Genomic DNA, 15487 nt, shown 5'->3' with positions numbered 1-15487 from the left:
CCCCCCCCCCCGCCCGCGCCGCCCCGCCCCCCCGCCCCCCCGCCGCCCCCGCCCCCCGCCCCCCCCCCCCCCCCCCCCCCCCCCCCCCCCCCCCCCCCCCCCCCCCCCCCCCCCCCCCCCCCCCCCCCCCCCCCCCCGCCGCTGGTGCCTCAGCCCAGCTGCTCCCAGAGCGCTCGACGGCGGGCCTGCTCCTCGGGGTCGGGCACCGGCAGCGAGGCCAGCAGCCGCTGGGTGTAGGCGTGCTGCGGCGCGCCCAGCACCTCCGCGCCCGTGCCCTCCTCGACCAGCCGGCCGCGGTAGAGCACCGCGATCCGGTCGGCGAGCAGGTCGACGACGGCGAGGTCGTGGCTGATGAACAGGCAGGCGAAGCCCAGCTCCCGCTGCAGCTCGGCGAACAGCTCCAGCACCCGGGCCTGCACCGAGACGTCGAGCGCCGACGTCGGCTCGTCGGCGACGAGCAGCTCGGGGTCCAGCGCGAGCGACCGGGCCAGGCTGGCCCGCTGCCGCTGCCCGCCGGAGAGCTCGTGCGGGAAGCGGTCCCCGAAGCTCCTCGGCAGCTGCACCGCCTCCAGCAGCTCGTCGACCCGGCCGCGGGCGGCGCGCGGGTCACCGGCCCGGCCGTTGACGACCAGCGGCTCGGCGACCGCCTCGGCGATGGTGAGCAGCGGGTTGAAGCTGGAGGCCGGGTCCTGGAAGACGAAGCCGATCCGCCGGCGCACCGGCCGGAACGCCTTCTCCTTCACGCCGCGCACCTCGGTGCCGAGCACCTGCAGCGAGCCGTCGGTGACCCTGGTCAGCCCGGCGATGGCCCGCCCGATCGTCGTCTTGCCGCTGCCGCTCTCCCCGACCAGCCCGAGCACCTCACCGGGGCGGATGGCGAAGCTGACGCCGTCCACGGCGACGAAGTCCGGCTGGCGCAGCCGCCCGGGGTAGACGATCCGCAGGTCGCGCGCCTCCACCACCGGGGTCGCGGCGGCCCAGCCGGCCGGGCGGCCGGCCGCGCGCTCCTCGGCCCGCGCCCGCCCCTCCCCGAGGCGGGGCACCGAGCCCAGCAGCTGCCGGGTGTAGGGCTCCCGGGGCGCGGAGAACAGCGTCCGGACGTCGGCCTGCTCGACGATCCGGCCCTGGTACATGACCGCGACCCGGTCGGCGAGGTCGGCGACGACGCCCATGTTGTGCGTGATCAGCACGATCGCGGCGCCGAACTCGTCCCGGCAGCGGCGCAGCAGGTCGAGGATCTCGGCCTGCACCGTCACGTCGAGGGCGGTCGTCGGCTCGTCGGCGATGATCACGCCGGGGTCGAGCACGAGGGCCTGGGCGATGACGATGCGCTGCTTCTGGCCGCCGGAGAACTGGTGCGGGTAGTGGTCCACCCGCTCCTCGGGATCGGGGATGCCGACCCGCCGGAGGACGTCGATCGCCTTCTCGCGGGCCTCCTTGCGGCTGTACCGCCCGTGCGCCCGCAGGCCCTCGGCGATCTGCCAGCCCACCGGGTACACCGGGTTGAGCGCGGTCGAGGGCTCCTGGAACACCATCGCGGCGTCCCGGCCGCGGACGTCCCCGAGCTGCCGCGGCGACAGCGTGACGACGTCGCGCTGTTCGGCGCCGTCCTTGCTGCGCAGCAGCACGGCACCGCGGGTGCGCGCGGTCTCGGGCAGCAGGCCCAGGATGCTGCGCGCGGTCACGGTCTTGCCGCTGCCGCTCTCGCCGACGACCGCCAGGACCTCGCCGGCGGCCACCGACAGGCTGACGCCGTGGACGGCGGTGATCGGACCGGCGTCCGTGGCGAAGGTGACCGACAGGCCGTCGATGGCGACGACGTCGTCGCGAGCGCTGGTCACAGCCCCTTCCCTCCCATCGTCTCGAGCCCGGACAGGCCGCCCGGCCCGGCGCCCAGCGGACCGCCGGGCACGACCGGCGTCTCCGCGGCGTCCCCGGCCTCGACCGCGCGGCGGCTGCGCAGCCGCGGGTCGGCCAGGTCGTTGAGGCTCTCGCCGACCAGCGTCAGCCCGAGGACGACGAGCACGATCGCCAGGCCGGGGAAGATCGACGTCCACCAGATGCCGCTGGTGACGTCGGACAGCGACTTGTTCAGGTCGAAGCCCCACTCCGCCGCGGCGGTGGGCTCGATGCCGAAGCCGAGGAAGCCCAGCCCGGCGAGGGTCAGGATCGCCTCGGAGGCGTTGAGCGTGAGGATCAGCGGCAGCGTGCGGGTGGCGTTGCGCAGCACGTGCCGGCTCATGATCCGCCAGTGGCCGGCGCCGACCACCCGGGCGGACTCGACGAAGGCCTCGCTCTTGATCCGCACCGTCTCGGCGCGCACCACCCGGAAGTACTGCGGGATGAACACCACGGTGATGGAGATGGCCGCGGCCAGGATGCCGCCGATCAGGCTGGACTGACCGCCGCTGATGACGATCGCCATGATGATCGCGAGCAGCAGCGACGGGAACGCGTAGACGGCGTCGCAGACGACGACGAGCACGCGGTCCAGCCAGCCGCCGAAGTAGCCGGACACCAGGCCGAGCAGCACGCCGGCGAACAGCGACAGCACGATCGCGACCACGATGACCATGAGCGCCGTGCGCGACCCGTAGACGACGCGGGAGAGGACGTCGTAGCCGCCGACGGTGGTGCCCAGCCAGTGCTCGGCCGACGGGGGCTGCTGCGCGCCGAACGAGCCGTCGGCGTCCCGCAGCTGGTCGTAGCCGTACGGCGCGAGCAGCGGCGCGAACACCGCGGTCAGCAGGAACACGCCCATCAGGACCAGTCCGGCGACGAGCATGCCGCGCTGCAGCCCGACGCTCTGCCGCAGCTGGTGGACGACGGGCAGCCGGCGCCAGCCGCGGCGGGCAGGGTCGGCGCGGGGGGTCTCCTCGACGGGAGTCGTGGCGGTGGCCATCAGTACCTCACCCGGGGGTCGATGAGCGCGGCGATCACGTCGACGAGGAAGTTGGTGACGGCGACGATCACCGCGAGCAGCGCGACGATGCCCTGCACCGCCACGAAGTCGCGGGCCTGCAGGTACTCGGCGAGCTGGAAGCCCAGGCCCTTCCACTCGAAGGTGGTCTCGGTGAGCACGGCGCCGCCGAGGAGGAGGGCGATCTGCAGGCCGATGACGGTGATGATCGGGATGAGCGCCGGCCGGTAGGCGTGCTTGCGCAGCAGCCGCCGCTCGGCCACGCCGCGGGAGCGGGCCGCCTCGACGTACCCGGAGCCGAGCGTGCCGATGACGTTGGTGCGGACCAGCCGGAGGAAGACCCCGGCGGTCAGCAGGCCCAGCGCGATCGCGGGCAGCACCGCGTGCTCCAGCACGTCGAGCACCACGTCGGGGTCGCCGAGCCGGATCGCGTCGATCAGGTAGATGCCGGTCGGGTTCTCGAGGAACTGCAGCTCGATCTCCGCTCCGGTCGAGGCGCGGCCGGCGACGGGCAGCCAGCCCAGGCCGCTGGCGAAGACCAGCTTGAGGACCAGGCCCGCGAAGAAGACCGGGGTGGCGTAGCAGAGGATCGCGAAGACCCGCAGGACCGCGTCGGGCCACCTGTCCCGGGAGTAGGCCGCCAGCCGGCCGAGCGGGATGCCGACGACGAAGGCGACGAGCAGCGCGTAGCAGGCCAGCTCCAGGGTCGCCGTCCCGAACGTGGTGAGCACCTCGGTGACCGGACGCCGGTCGGACAGCGTCGTGCCGAAGTCGCCGGTGAAGACGTTGCCCAGGTACTCGAGGTACTGGACCAGCAGCGGGCGGTCGTAGCCGGCCTCCTGGACCCGCTGGGCGAGCTCGGCGGCGGTGAGCCGGCCGCCGAGGGCCGCGGTGATGGGGTCACCGGTCGACCGCATGAGGAAGAAGACCGTCGTCACCAGGATGAAGACGGTGGGGAAGATCAGCAGGAAGCGGATCAGGAGGTAGCTGCTCAGGCCGCCTCCGCCGCCTCGGCGCCGGCGCCCCGCGGGCGCCTCCTCCTGGGTCGGGTCGCCGGCTGCCAGCTCGGTCGCTGCAGTGGTCATGGGTGTCACTTCCGTCGGTGCGGGTCCCCCGCACACGGGAGGCCCCGGGGGACCCCGCCGCTGCGGCGGGTCCCCCGGGGCCGGTGTCGCCAGTGTCTCTCCGCTCCGGTCAGCCCTTGCTGAGGGCCCCGTAGCGGAACTTGAAGGACGCGTCGAGCGTGTCCGCCGCGCCCTCCACGCCGGTGCGGACGACGGCCACCTGGGCGCCCTGCAGGTAGGGCACCGTCGAGAGGTCCTGCGCCTCGAGCTGCTGGATCTGCTCGATGAGGGCGGTGCGCTCGGCCGGGTCCGGCGTCGTCACCTGCTGCAGGATCAGGTCGTTGACCTGCTGGTTCTGGTAGTGGTTGCTCAGGAAGTTCTCGGTGAGGAAGAACGGCGTGAGGTAGTTGTCGGCGTCGGAGTAGTCCGGGAACCAGCCGAGCTGGTACGCCGGGTAGACGTCGGCCACGCGGTCCTCGGAGTACTGCACCCACTCGGTGGTCTGCAGGTTCACCTGGAACAGCCCCGTGGACTCCAGCTGGTCCTGGATCAGCGCGTACTCGTCACCCGAGGACGGGCCGTAGTGGTCGTTGGAGTACTGCAGGGACAGCTGCACCGGGGTCTGCACGCCCGCCGCCTGCAGCGTCTGCGCCGCCTTGTCGGCGTCCGGGCCGCCGTTGCCGTCGCCGTAGAGGTCCTTCAGCGGCGTGACGGCGCCGGTCAGGCCCTCGGGGACGAAGGAGTACAGCGGGGTGTAGGTGCCCTTGTAGACCTGGTCGGCGATCTCCTGCCGGTCCAGCAGGTGGGCCACGGCCTGGCGCACCGCCGTGGCCTTGGCCGGGTCGGCGTCGGGCTGGCCGGCGCCGAAGGGCTGGGTGTTGAAGTTGAAGACGATGTAGCGGATCTCGCCGCCGGGGCCGTCCACGACCTCGACCTCGTCGTTGCCGCGCAGGTCGTCGATGTCGGTCGCCGACAGGCTGCGGAAGGCGACGTCGATGTTGCCCTCCTCGATGTCCAGCTTCAGGTTCGAGGAGTCGGCGTAGTACTTGACGTTGACCCGGTCGGTCGCCGGCGCACCGAGCAGGCCCTGGTAGTCGGGGTTGGCCTCGTACGAGATCAGGTTGTTCTGGTCGTAGTTGGTGATCACGTACGGCCCCGCGAAGGCGTTGCCGTCGACGATCTCCTGGTCCGGGGTCAGCGCGGTGGCCGAGAAGACCTCCTCGTCGACGATCGGGCCGGCCGGGCTCGACAGGATCTGCGGGAACGTCTGGTCGTTGCCGTTCTCCAGGTTGAAGACGACGGTCGTGTCGTCGGGGGCGTCGACGCTGGCGAGGTTGGCCAGCAGCGCGGCCGGACCGTTCGGGTCGTTGATGGCGACCATCCGGTCGAAGGTGAACTTCACGTCCGACGAGGTGAGCTCGTTGCCGTTGGCCCACGTCAGACCGGGCTTGAGGGTCACCGTGTACTGCGTGGGCGAGGTGAACTCGGCCGACTCGGCGATGTCGGGGACGACGTCCGGGCTGCCGTAGTCGGTGTTCATGAGGAACGGGAACACCTGGTTCATGACGGCGAAGGAGCCGTTGTCGTACGAACCCGCGGGGTCGATGGTGGTGATCTTGTCGCTGGTGCCGATCGTCAGCGCGTCGCCGCCGCCGCCACCGGAACCACCGCCGTCGCCGTCACCGCCGCCGCACGCCGCCAGGGCCAGCGCGGTCACCGCGAGGCCCGCCGTGGCAGCGCGCACGCGCCGCCGGCCGGTCAGAACGGAACTCATCCGCCTACCTTCGTTCTTCCTGAGAACCCCCGCGGACGCCGGACATGGTCCGGTTCACGGCGGGGTATGGGTGTTGGTTACCCATGCGTAGCACAGCGTTCGCCCAGCCCGATGGCCCGCGCGGCACTGTTACCCGCTCGTGACTGCGGGCCCCGGGCGTCGGCGTCCGCGGACGCCTCCCGCCCCGGCCCCGTCCAGCGGCGCCGCCCCGAGCCCGCGAGGAGCGGGGAGGACGGGGCCCTCTCTCAGGCGCTGCCCATGGCGCGACTCCGCGCCGCAGTCCGCTCCTCGCTCGTTCCTCGCTGCGATGCTCCCGCGGCTGTCGTCACGCGTCGATGCGGCGGCGGCCCTCGAAAGCCCGCCCCAGCGTGACCTCGTCGGCGTACTCCAGGTCCCCGCCCACCGGCAGACCGCTGGCCAGCCGGGACACCGCCAGGCCCATCGGCGCCACCAGCCGCGCGAGGTACGCGGCGGTCGCCTCGCCCTCCAGGTTCGGGTCGGTGGCGATGATCAGCTCGGTCACCGCGCCGCTCATCAGCCGCGTCATCAGCTCCTTGACCCGCAGGTCGTCGGGGCCGACGCCCTCGATCGGGCTGATCGCCCCGCCGAGCACGTGGTAGCGCCCGCGGAACTCGCGGGTGCGCTCGATGGCGACGACGTCCTTGGGCTCCTCGACGACGCAGATGACGTCGTCGCTGCGCCGCGGGTCGCGGCAGATGCGGCACTGCTCGCCCTCGGCGACGTTGTAGCAGGTCACGCAGAAGCGGACCTCGGCCTGGACGCGCTGCAGCGCGGCGACCAGCCGGCCGACGTCGGCGGACTCCGCGGCCAGCAGGTGGAACGCGATGCGCTGCGCACTCTTGGGCCCGACGCCGGGCAGGCGGCCGAGCTCGTCGATGAGGTCCTGGACGGCCCCCTCGTACACGGTGGTCCTCTCGTCGGGAACGAGGGCGCCGCGGCTCAGAGGCCGGGCAGCCCCAGGCCGCCGCCCAGCCCGCCGGCGAGCGGGCCCATGCGACTGGCGGTGAGTTCGTTGACCTGGCGCGAGGCGTCGCGGACGGCGGCGACCACGAGGTCCTGCAGCGTCTCGACGTCGTCGGGGTCGACGGCCTCGGGGGCGATGGTGACCGCGGCGAGCTCGCCCTGGCCGGTCATGGTCGCGGTGACCAGGCCGCCGCCGGCCGAGCCGGTCACCGTCTCCTGGGCCAACTGCTCCTGCGCCGCAGCCAGCTGCTGCTGCATCTGCTGCGCCTGCTCGAGCAGGCGTGCCATGTCGGGCTGGCCTCCGGGGAACATGACCCGAGAGTAGGCCGCGGGTGCGACACCCGCCGGGACGACGAGCCGACCAACTTCTTCAACCAACGGGTTGACAACGCCGTGCGGTGGGACCACTCTTGTACTCAACCGATTGGTTGAGCAAGAGAGAGGAGGGAACGTGGCCGCTGATCCGCTCTCCCGGGTCTTCGCGGCCCTGGCCGACCCCACCCGGCGCGACATGGTCGCCCGTCTCGCGGTGGCCGACGCGACCGTCGGTGAGCTCGCCGAGCCCTACGACGTGAGCGTGCAGGCGGTCTCCAAGCACCTGCGGGTGCTCGAGGAGGCCGGCCTGGTCAGCCGGAGCAGGGATGCCCAACGCCGCCCGGTCCACCTGGAAGCCGAGGTCTTCGACCTCATGACGAAGTGGATCGAGCGCTACCGGCGCCAGGCCGAGGAGCGCTACCGCCGTCTCGACGACGTCCTCCGGAACATGCCGGACGACGTCCCCCCGCCCCACACGCCCGAGGAAGGAACACCGTCATGACCGCCACCACACACGAGACCCAGATCATCGTCGACCCCGACGTCCCGCTGGTCCGGATCGTCCGGGAGTTCGACGCCCCGCCGGCCAAGGTCTTCCGCGCGCACACCGACCCCGACCTCCTGGTCCAGTGGCTCGGGCCGCGCGATCTGGAGATGACGATCGACCAGTACGACTGCCGCACCGGCGGCTCGTACCGCTACGTGCACCGGCAGGACGGCGAGGAGTACGGCTTCCGGGGCTGCTTCCACGAGGTGCGGCCGGACGAGCTGATCGTCCAGACCTTCACCTTCGAGGGCATGCCCGAGGGGGTGGCGCTGGAGAAGCTCGTCCTCGAGGACCTGGGCGACGGCCGCACCCGGCTGACCACGACCTCTCTGGTCGACTCCTTCGCCGACCGGGACGCCATGGTCGCCAGCGGCATGGAGGTCGGCATCCGCGAGGGCTACGAGAAGCTCGACGAGGTCCTCGCCCGCGACTGACCGTGCCGTCCGGGTTCCTGGGATCGGGCCGTCGGCGGGTGCACCCCACGCCGGCGCCCGACCCTCCGGAGCAGGACCGCCCCGACCACGCCGGCCGCGCCGAGGGCGAGGACGCCTCCCGTGCCGTTGCCCTCGGCGGGCATCTGGGTGTCCGCGGGACACGCCGTGCCGGTCCGCCGGGCCTGCAGGTTGCTGGTGCCCAGGTGCCACATCGGGCCCGTCTCCCCGGTGGCGGTGACGGCGAACACCCCGTGCCGGACACCGGGACGGAACCCGGTCGGCTGCAGCCGCCCGGTGGGGGTGGGGGTGACCTGGTTGGCCGGGCCGATCGGGATGGTGACGTTGCTGCCGGTGCGGTTGTCGTAGCCGAAGACCGCCGTCCAGCTGCCGTCGGCGTTCTGGCTGACGCAGTCGATGAAGGGAACGACGTCGGGTGGCTCCGAACGGTCGGTGTCGCCGACGATCTCCGCGTGGGCGGTGCCAGGGGCGGCGACCACCCCGAGCACGCCGATGAGGGCCGCCAGCGCGAGGACGGCGACGGGCGGGTGTCGCCTCGTGGTCATGGGTCGGCTCCTGCCGCCGGGGCGGTGGTTCCACCCGGACTCCCCTGCCAACGGCAGACCGCCGACGTCCACGGAGCGGAAGTGAGCAAGATCACCTGAGCGCTGACCCGGACCGCCTCGAACGCCCTCCCTGATCGCAGGACCGCGGGCGCTCAGCCGTCGACGGGCCGGGCGCCGAGCTGGGTGCGCAGCAGCGCCAGGGCCGCCTGCTCGGGGTCGACCGCCGGCTCGGGCTCCCGCTCGCCGGCCCCCTCGGCCGCCCGCTCGGCCATGAGCTCGCGGGCCTCGGCGGCCTCCGCCGCCCGCGCCGCCTCGCGGGCCACCTCGGGCGACACCGTCGGTGCGCCGCTGCGGGCCGCGCCCTCGACGACGACCTGCACCTTCCAGCGCACGCCGAGCAGTTCCTGCAGCGCCTGCCGGACGACGTCCTTGTTGAGGTCGTCCCCGAGCATCTTGGCCAGCGCCGGTGAGGTCGCCGCGAGGGTGAGCACGCCGCCGCCGAGGTCCTGCACCTGGGCGCTCTTGAGCAGCGCCTCGGTGGTGCGCTTGTGTCCGCGCACGACCTTCAGCAGCTCCGGCCACACCCGGCGGACGTCGCTGGTGGTCAGCTCGCCGTCGCCCGCCGACGTCGCCGGCTCCGGGTCGGCCGAGACCACCGGCGTCGGCTCGGCACCGCGCGGCGCGGGCGAGGACCCCGCAGCCGCCCGGGGTGCCGTGGGAGCGGCCGGGCGCGGCTGCTCGGTGCGCGCCGCCGCCGCGGCGGCCGCCGCGGGACGGGCAGGGTGCGGCCACCCGTCCTCGTCGTCGGTCGGCTCCGGGGGCAGCGGGATGTCGGGCTCGCCGGCGGCGACCCGCGGCCGGCGGGACTCCTCCGCGGGCGCCGGCGGGGCCGGGGGAGCCGGCGGGGCCGCGGGCGCCGGACGGGACGGCGCGCCGGAGCCGGGCGGGGTGGTGGCGGGCCAGTCGCCGGCAGCCGGGGCCGGGCGGGCCGGCGGCGCGGCGGACCCGGGCGGCGTCGTCTCGGGCCAGTCGTCGGCGGCCGGGGTCCGGGCCGGCTCGGCGCGCGGCGGCTCCGGGGCAGCGGCCGGCGCGGGGGCGGCGGGCGCGGGGGCGGGGGCGGCCGGACCAGCAGCGGCGGGGCCCGCAGGTGCTGCCGGCCGGGTCGCCGGCGCCGGGGCAGCCGGGCTGGCCGCGGCCGCCTGGGACTTCCGCACGAACTCGCGACGGGGCCCGGCCGGCTGCTCCGTCACCGGCGGAGTCGCCTCCACCGGATCCCGCCGGGCCTCCGCGGGCTCCCGCCGGGCCTCGCGCACCGGCGCGTCGGCGACCGGCCGCCCGGCGTGCTCACCGGCGATCGACATCCGCCGCTCGAGGCGCTCGAGCCGCTGGAGAGTGGCGGCCGCCGAGTCGTCGGTGGCGGGCAGGAGCATCCGCGCGCACACCAGTTCCAGCAGCAGCCGCGGCGCCGTCGTCCCGCGCATCTCGGTCAGGCCCTCGTGCACGGTGTCGGCCATCCGCGACAGGGTCGCCGAGCCCAGGGCCTGCGCCTGGGAGCTCATGAGGTCCAGCCGGTCGGGCGGGCAGTCGAGCAGGCCGTTGCCCCCGGCGTCCGGGACGGCGTCGAGCACGATGAGGTCGCGCAGCCGGTCGAGCAGGTCGGTGGCGAACCGGCGGGGGTCGTGCCCGGCCTCGACGACCCGGTCGACGGCGCGGAAGACGGCGGGCGCGTCGTGCGCGGCCAGGGCGTCGATCGTCTCGTCGAGCAGCGCGTCGTCGGTGACGCCGAGCAGCCCGACGGCGCTCTTGTAGGTGACGCCCTCGGGCCCCGCGCCGGCCAGCAACTGGTCGAGGATCGACAGCGAGTCGCGCACCGAGCCGCCGCCCGCGCGGACCACCAGCGGGAACACCGTCGGCTCGACCTGCACCCCTTCGGCGGCGCAGGTCTTCTCGAGCAGGCCGCGCAGCGTCGTCGGCGGCACCAGCCGGAACGGGTAGTGGTGCGTGCGCGACCGGATGGTGGGCAGCACCTTGTCCGGCTCGGTGGTCGCGAACACGAAGACGAGGAACTCCGGCGGCTCCTCGACGACCTTGAGCAGGGCGTTGAAGCCCTGCGTGGTCACCATGTGCGCCTCGTCGACGATGTAGACCTTGTAGCGGCTGTGCACCGGTGCGAAGAACGCGCGTTCGCGCAGGTCGCGGGCGTCGTCGACACCACCGTGGCTCGCCGCGTCGATCTCGATGACGTCGATCGAGCCCGGGCCGTCGGGGGCGAGCGCGACGCAGGACGTGCAGACCCCGCACGGCGTGGACGTCGGCCCCTGCTCGCAGTTCAGCGACCGGGCGAGGATCCGCGCCGAGGACGTCTTGCCGCACCCGCGCGGCCCGCTGAACAGGTAGGCGTGGTTGATCCGCCCGCCGTCGACGGCGTTGACCAGCGGGGCGGTCACGTGCTCCTGGCCGACCACCTCGGCGAAGGTCGCCGGGCGGTACTTCCGGTAGAGCGCCAGAGCCACGCGACGAGGTTACGTGGCGGGTCGGACGTCGCCGGGGACCTCCGCCGCGCGCTGCGTCCCGCCCGGCCCGGGAAAAGCAGGGACCCCCCGCGCACCCGCCAGAGCCCGCTTATCCTTGCTGCCTTCCGGCCCTGGGGAGGTTCACAGGTTGACGCCACACGAGGGGTCGTCCCCCACTGTAGAGGAAACCGTTCGGCCGGTGGTGGGTGCCCTGGTTACGCTCTCGCGCCATGGCCTGTGCGCTCGTCCTGCCCCCGCCCCGCTCCTGACCCGGAGCACCGCGGGCTGACCGGCCCGGACGCGCACCGCGTCCGGCCCTGCGCCGTGCTCCGGACCGACTCCCCGATCCGGAACCGACCAGGAGCGTCATGTCCACCCTCCGTCCCCGCTCGTCCACCGCTGCCAGCGGGTCCCCGACCGGCCCCGCGGCCGGCGGGTTCGTGTTCGTCGTCCTCGCCGCCCTGTGCTGGGGCACCGCGGGCGTCAGCGGCCGCGTCGTCGCCGACCGCACCGACCTCGGCCCGCTCGACATCGCCTGGCACCGCATGGCCATCGGCGCCGCGGTCCTGCTCGCCGCGCACCTGCTCACGCGCCGGCGCCGCCCGGCTCGCGGCCCGCTGACCTGGCCGGTCGCCGTCCGGCTGGGGCTGGTCGCGGCGGGGCTGGCCGCCTACCAGCTCGCCTACTTCGCCGCGGTCGCGACGGCGGGGGTGAGCATCGCCACGCTGGTCGCGCTCGGCCTGGCCCCGCTGCTCATCGCCGTCGGGGCGGCGCTGCTCGGCCACGGCCGGCCCGACCGCGCGACGCTGCTCGCGCTGGCCGTCGCGCTGACCGGCCTCGGCCTGCTGGTGGGCCTGACCGCCGGGGCCTCGACCGGGACGGCGGTGCTGCTCGGCGCCCTGATGGCGGTCGGGTCCGCCCTGGGCTACGCGGTGGTCACCCTCGCCAGCGCGCACGTGCCGGCCGGCGTCCCGGTGACCCTGGCCGGGTTCGTCGGCGGGGCGCTGCTGCTCACGCCCGTGGCGCTGGCCGCGGGTCTGCGCCTCACCGCGGAGCCGGTGGCGCTGACCACGCTGCTCTACCTGGGCGCGGTGCCGAGCGCCGCGGCCTACGCGCTGTTCTTCCGCGGGCTGCGCACGGTGCCCGGCGCGGTCGCCGCCATCGTCACCCTGCTCGAGCCGGTGACCGCGACGGTGCTGGCCACCGCGTTCCTGGGCGAGCGGCTGCCGCTCGGGGCGCTCGCGGGCGGCCTGCTGGTGCTCGGCGCGGTCGCGGGGCTCTACCTGCGGCGGCTCGGCGCCCGCACCCGGCCCGACGTCGTCCCGGAACCCGCCGGCTGAGGAGGGACCTGCCTGTCCCCACAGGCAGGCCGTCTCGGCGGAGGATGGGAGATTCGAACTCCCGAGGGGTTGCCCCCAACCCGCTTTCCAAGCGAGCGCCATAGGCCACTAGGCGAATCCTCCAACTGCGCCGACCAGGATACCGGGCCGCCCGGGGGACTTCAGCCGCGGCACCCGGACGGCGCGGGACGGCGGGGGTGTTTCCCGTCGGCACCGTGGGGAAGGCTGGTCCGGAACGCCGCTCCCCCGGCAACGCAGCACCACGAGGAGGCCCCCATGACCGAGACCGACCAGCCCCGGCCCGACGTCGTGGACGCCATCGTCGCGGTGCTCAAGGGGGCCGACCCCTCGGGCCTGCCGCCGTCGGCCACCAAGGCCGAGAAGGACGCCGCCAAGGACCGCTACCTGTCGGAGTTCGCCGCCGAGCGGAGCAAGCGGGACCGGCAGACCCGCGCCTGGGAGCTGCTGCTGACCCGCAGCTACGACGAGCCGCCCACCTGGGAGCGGCTGTTCGACGACCTCTCCCCCGACGCCGCCCGCGAGCTCGGCGAGCTCTACGACGCGCTGCCCGCGGGCGCCCAGGAGGAGTACGCCCGCCGCTACGGCGTCCCCTCCGGGGTCTGACCCGCGCCACCCACCCCCGCGGGACGGGGACCGGCGATGACCACACCCGACCAGCTGGTCGCCGACCGCTACCGGCTGCTGTCGCGGATCGGCGGCGGCGGCATGGGCACGGTCTGGCTGGCCCACGACGACCGGCTGGGACGGCAGGTCGCGCTCAAGCAGGTGCTGCCGCCCACCGGGGCCGACGACGCCGCCGTGGAGCGGCAGCGCCAGCGCGCGCTGCGCGAGGGCCGCATCACCGCCCGGCTGAGCCACCCGCACGCCATCCGCGTCTTCGACGTCGCGGAGGCGGACGGCTCGCCGTGGCTGGTCATGGAGTACCTGCCCTCGCGCAGCCTCGCGGAGGTGCTGCACGAGGACGGCGTCCTGCCGGTGGACGTCGTGGCCCAGGTCGGCGCCCAGATCGCCGACGCGCTGGCCGCCACGCACGCCGCCGGGGTCGTGCACCGCGACGTGAAGCCGGCCAACGTCCTGATCGGCTCCGGACCGGACGTCGACGGGCTGGTGAAGATCACCGACTTCGGCATCTCGCACGCCCGGGGCGACGTCACGCTGACCCAGACCGGCCAGATCACCGGGACGCCCGCGTTCCTCGCCCCGGAGGTCGCCCAGGGCGCGGAGATGACACCGGCCTCGGACGTCTTCTCCCTCGGCGCGACGCTCTACACCTGCCTGGAGGGCCAGCCCCCGTTCGGGATGGACGACAACGCCCTGCGGCTGCTGCACCGCGTCGCCGCAGGGGAGCCCGAGCCCCCACGGCGGGCCGGTTCGATGAGCGGGCTGCTCCGGTGGATGCTCGCGACCGACCCGGCGCAGCGCCCGACGATGGACCACGTGCGCGACGAGCTCGCCCGGCTGGCCGTCGGGCCGGACGGCGACCCGACGACGGTGCTGCTGGCCCGCACGAGGTTGCGCTCGTCCACCAACCGGGCCCGCACCGCCGAGCTCCGTCCGCGGGCACCCGCCACGGCGGCGCCGCCCCCGCTCGGCGCACCGGACTCCGCGGCGGCCCCGTCCCGGCAGCCCCCGAGCACGGTTCCACCGCCCGCCGCACCACCTCCCGCCGCACCACCTCCCGCCGCGCCACCGGAGCACTGGACCCGGGTGCGCCGACGGCGGGCTCCGCTCGTGACCGCCCTCGTGCTCGCCGTCCTCCTCGTCGGGGGCGCCGCCCTCTGGTTCACCACCCGGGACGGCGACGCCGGAGCGGGCGCGCAGCCTCCTCCGGCGTCGTCGTCACCGGCGGACGAGGACTCGGCCGCCGTCGTCGAGGAGACCCTGGGCGAGTACTACGGCCACCTCCCCGACGACCCGGAGGCGGCGTACGCGATGACCGGGCCGACCCTGCGCGACGCGGCCGACCGCGCGTACTACGAGGACTTCTGGTCGCCGTGGTCGGAGGTGGAGCTCGAGGCCGTCCGCGACGCCCGGCCCGGCGAGGACGGCACGGTCACGGCGACCACCGAGGTGCGCTTCACCGGCGCCGACGGGAGCGGGCAGGTCGAGGTGCACGAGGTCCGCCTCGTGCCGGCCGACGACGGCGGGTGGCTGGTCGATCTCGACCGGTACGTCGACACCCTCGGCTGAGGCCCGCAGACGACGAAGCCGCCCCCGGGGATCCCGGAGGCGGCTTCGGACTGGCTGGCTGGCGGTGGCGGTGGGATTTGAACCCACGGAGGCTTGCACCTCACACGCTTTCGAGGCGTGCTCCTTCGGCCGCTCGGACACGCCACCGCCGAAGAGACTACAGGGCCCGCTTCCGGCGGAAGAACGCGCGTAGGAGCGCGGCGGACTCCTCGGCCCGGACCCCGCCGGTGACCTGCGGCCGGTGGTTGAGCCGGCGGTCGCGGACGACGTCCCACAGCGAGCCGACCGCGCCGGCCTTCGGGTCGTCGGCGCCGTACACGACGCGGTCCACCCGGGCCAGCACGCTCGCGCCGGCGCACATGGTGCAGGGCTCCAGGGTCACCACGAGCGTCGTCCCGGTCAGCCGCCAGCCGTCGCCGTGCACCTGCGCGGCCGCACGCAGGGCGAGCACCTCGGCGTGGGCGGTGGGGTCGCCGCGCTTCTCCCGCTCGTTGGCGGCCTCGGCGAGGACGGCGCCGTCCGGGCCGAGGACGACCGCGCCGATCGGCGTGTCGCCCCACTCCTCCGCGGCCGCGGCGAGCTCGAGCGCGCGCTCCATGGCGGCGTCGACGTCGAGGGTCACCGGGTACCCCTCAGCGTGCTCGTGCTCTGCCCACCACCGTGGGCAGAGCACGAAGGGGCGGGGGCCGACCTGACCGCCGGACGCTCGTGCTCTGCCCACCAGGGTTGGCAGAGCACGAATCCTCGAGGTGACAGGTTCGCTACGGGCACGGTCACGGTACCGCCCCGGTCACGAGGTCGAGGGCGACCACGTAGGAGAGG

Annotated in this window: 14 protein-coding genes, 2 tRNA genes and 1 other RNA gene; 5 read left to right on the top strand and 12 right to left on the bottom strand. The window is 74.6% G+C overall.

Translation table 11 applies throughout. From position 1 onward, the window contains the following. Window positions 1–149: 149 nt before the first annotated feature. The 6 genes from ACI782_RS25380 to ACI782_RS25355 form a co-directional block, all read right to left on the bottom strand. The gene (locus ACI782_RS25380; protein WP_456912891.1) at window positions 150–1841 is read right to left on the bottom strand and encodes a dipeptide ABC transporter ATP-binding protein; all 1692 of its coding nucleotides are present in this window, start codon (window positions 1839–1841) and stop codon (window positions 150–152) included. Continuing rightward, entirely contained in the window at window positions 1838–2902 is a 1065-nt protein-coding gene (locus tag ACI782_RS25375) for an ABC transporter permease (protein ID WP_456912890.1), read from the bottom strand. The genes ACI782_RS25380 and ACI782_RS25375 overlap by 4 nt, the downstream gene beginning before the upstream one ends. Then, complete coding sequence (locus ACI782_RS25370) at window positions 2902–4005, bottom strand: ABC transporter permease (protein ID WP_456912889.1); 1104 nt, start codon at window positions 4003–4005, stop codon at window positions 2902–2904. Before ACI782_RS25370 ends, ACI782_RS25375 begins: the two co-directional genes overlap by 1 nt. A gap of 109 nt (window positions 4006–4114) precedes the next feature. Beyond that, window positions 4115–5758 carry an ABC transporter substrate-binding protein gene (locus ACI782_RS25365; RefSeq protein ID WP_456912888.1) on the bottom strand — a complete coding sequence of 548 codons (1644 nt, stop codon included), beginning with the start codon at window positions 5756–5758 and terminating at the stop codon, window positions 4115–4117. A 325-nt stretch (window positions 5759–6083) separates the two neighbouring features. Beyond that, a complete protein-coding gene (gene recR / locus ACI782_RS25360) occupies window positions 6084–6683 on the bottom strand; it encodes a recombination mediator RecR (RefSeq protein WP_456912887.1) in 600 nt (199 codons plus the stop codon). A 35-nt stretch (window positions 6684–6718) separates the two neighbouring features. Continuing rightward, window positions 6719–7054: a YbaB/EbfC family nucleoid-associated protein gene (locus tag ACI782_RS25355; protein WP_456912886.1), complete on the bottom strand. Its 336-nt coding sequence runs from the start codon at window positions 7052–7054 to the stop codon at window positions 6719–6721. Window positions 7055–7193: 139 nt separating this feature from the next. On the opposite strand from ACI782_RS25355, the gene ACI782_RS25350 reads away from it, so the two are divergent. Together ACI782_RS25350 and ACI782_RS25345 are read left to right on the top strand one after the other, a co-directional pair. Then, complete coding sequence (locus ACI782_RS25350) at window positions 7194–7559, top strand: metalloregulator ArsR/SmtB family transcription factor (RefSeq protein ID WP_456912885.1); 366 nt, start codon at window positions 7194–7196, stop codon at window positions 7557–7559. Then, window positions 7556–8038: an SRPBCC family protein gene (locus ACI782_RS25345; protein WP_456912884.1), complete on the top strand. Its 483-nt coding sequence runs from the start codon at window positions 7556–7558 to the stop codon at window positions 8036–8038. Before ACI782_RS25350 ends, ACI782_RS25345 begins: the two co-directional genes overlap by 4 nt. Here ACI782_RS25345 and ACI782_RS25340 read toward each other — a convergent pair. The 3 genes from ACI782_RS25340 to ffs all read right to left on the bottom strand — a co-directional run bounded on the left by ACI782_RS25340 (window position 8002) and on the right by ffs (window position 11285). After that, window positions 8002–8601 carry a hypothetical protein gene (locus tag ACI782_RS25340; protein ID WP_456912883.1) on the bottom strand — a complete coding sequence of 200 codons (600 nt, stop codon included), beginning with the start codon at window positions 8599–8601 and terminating at the stop codon, window positions 8002–8004. The two genes, ACI782_RS25345 and ACI782_RS25340, sit on opposite strands and share 37 nt — an antisense overlap. Window positions 8602–8753: 152 nt before the next feature. Continuing rightward, window positions 8754–11114 carry a DNA polymerase III subunit gamma and tau gene (locus tag ACI782_RS25335; RefSeq protein WP_456912882.1) on the bottom strand — a complete coding sequence of 787 codons (2361 nt, stop codon included), beginning with the start codon at window positions 11112–11114 and terminating at the stop codon, window positions 8754–8756. Between the two features lie 75 nt (window positions 11115–11189). Continuing rightward, window positions 11190–11285, bottom strand: an RNA gene (gene ffs, locus ACI782_RS25330) — signal recognition particle sRNA small type. 197 nt (window positions 11286–11482) lie between these two features. On the opposite strand from ffs, the gene ACI782_RS25325 reads away from it, so the two are divergent. Next, window positions 11483–12454 carry a DMT family transporter gene (locus tag ACI782_RS25325; protein WP_456912881.1) on the top strand — a complete coding sequence of 324 codons (972 nt, stop codon included), beginning with the start codon at window positions 11483–11485 and terminating at the stop codon, window positions 12452–12454. Window positions 12455–12492: 38 nt separating this feature from the next. Here the strand turns inward: ACI782_RS25325 and ACI782_RS25320 are convergent. Continuing rightward, window positions 12493–12577 (bottom strand) — tRNA-Ser (locus ACI782_RS25320). A gap of 153 nt (window positions 12578–12730) precedes the next feature. Between ACI782_RS25320 and ACI782_RS25315 the strand changes: the two genes are divergently transcribed. Next, a complete protein-coding gene (locus tag ACI782_RS25315) occupies window positions 12731–13078 on the top strand; it encodes a hypothetical protein (RefSeq protein WP_456912880.1) in 348 nt (115 codons plus the stop codon). Between the two features lie 36 nt (window positions 13079–13114). Further along, window positions 13115–14665 (top strand): serine/threonine-protein kinase, encoded by a 1551-nt coding sequence (locus ACI782_RS25310; RefSeq protein WP_456912879.1) that lies wholly within the window; start codon window positions 13115–13117, stop codon window positions 14663–14665. 59 nt (window positions 14666–14724) lie between these two features. Here the strand turns inward: ACI782_RS25310 and ACI782_RS25305 are convergent. Further along, a tRNA-Ser gene (locus ACI782_RS25305) sits at window positions 14725–14812 on the bottom strand. A 10-nt stretch (window positions 14813–14822) separates the two neighbouring features. Then, window positions 14823–15287, bottom strand: a complete 465-nt coding sequence (locus tag ACI782_RS25300) for a nucleoside deaminase (protein ID WP_456912878.1) — start codon at window positions 15285–15287, stop codon at window positions 14823–14825. Between the last annotated feature and the right edge of the window lie 200 nt (window positions 15288–15487).

The sequence above is a fragment of the Geodermatophilus sp. SYSU D00703 genome, assembly GCF_054050155.1.
The sequence above is the reverse complement of the archived record's forward strand: the minus strand, read 5'-3'. Positions and strand labels throughout refer to the sequence as shown.

What these genes read in the sequence shown, in the direction of transcription:
- ACI782_RS25375 (WP_456912890.1), bottom strand. Translation starts at nt 2,902, where the DNA reads ATGGCCACCGCCACGACTCCCGTCGAGGAGACCCCCCGCGCCGACCCT.
- ACI782_RS25370 (WP_456912889.1), bottom strand. Translation starts at nt 4,005, where the DNA reads ATGACCACTGCAGCGACCGAGCTGGCAGCCGGCGACCCGACCCAGGAG.
- ACI782_RS25365 (WP_456912888.1), bottom strand. Translation starts at nt 5,758, where the DNA reads ATGAGTTCCGTTCTGACCGGCCGGCGGCGCGTGCGCGCTGCCACGGCG.
- ACI782_RS25355 (WP_456912886.1), bottom strand. Translation starts at nt 7,054, where the DNA reads ATGTTCCCCGGAGGCCAGCCCGACATGGCACGCCTGCTCGAGCAGGCG.
- ACI782_RS25345 (WP_456912884.1), top strand. Translation starts at nt 7,556, where the DNA reads ATGACCGCCACCACACACGAGACCCAGATCATCGTCGACCCCGACGTC.
- ACI782_RS25340 (WP_456912883.1), bottom strand. Translation starts at nt 8,601, where the DNA reads ATGACCACGAGGCGACACCCGCCCGTCGCCGTCCTCGCGCTGGCGGCC.
- ACI782_RS25325 (WP_456912881.1), top strand. Translation starts at nt 11,483, where the DNA reads ATGTCCACCCTCCGTCCCCGCTCGTCCACCGCTGCCAGCGGGTCCCCG.
- ACI782_RS25315 (WP_456912880.1), top strand. Translation starts at nt 12,731, where the DNA reads ATGACCGAGACCGACCAGCCCCGGCCCGACGTCGTGGACGCCATCGTC.
- ACI782_RS25310 (WP_456912879.1), top strand. Translation starts at nt 13,115, where the DNA reads ATGACCACACCCGACCAGCTGGTCGCCGACCGCTACCGGCTGCTGTCG.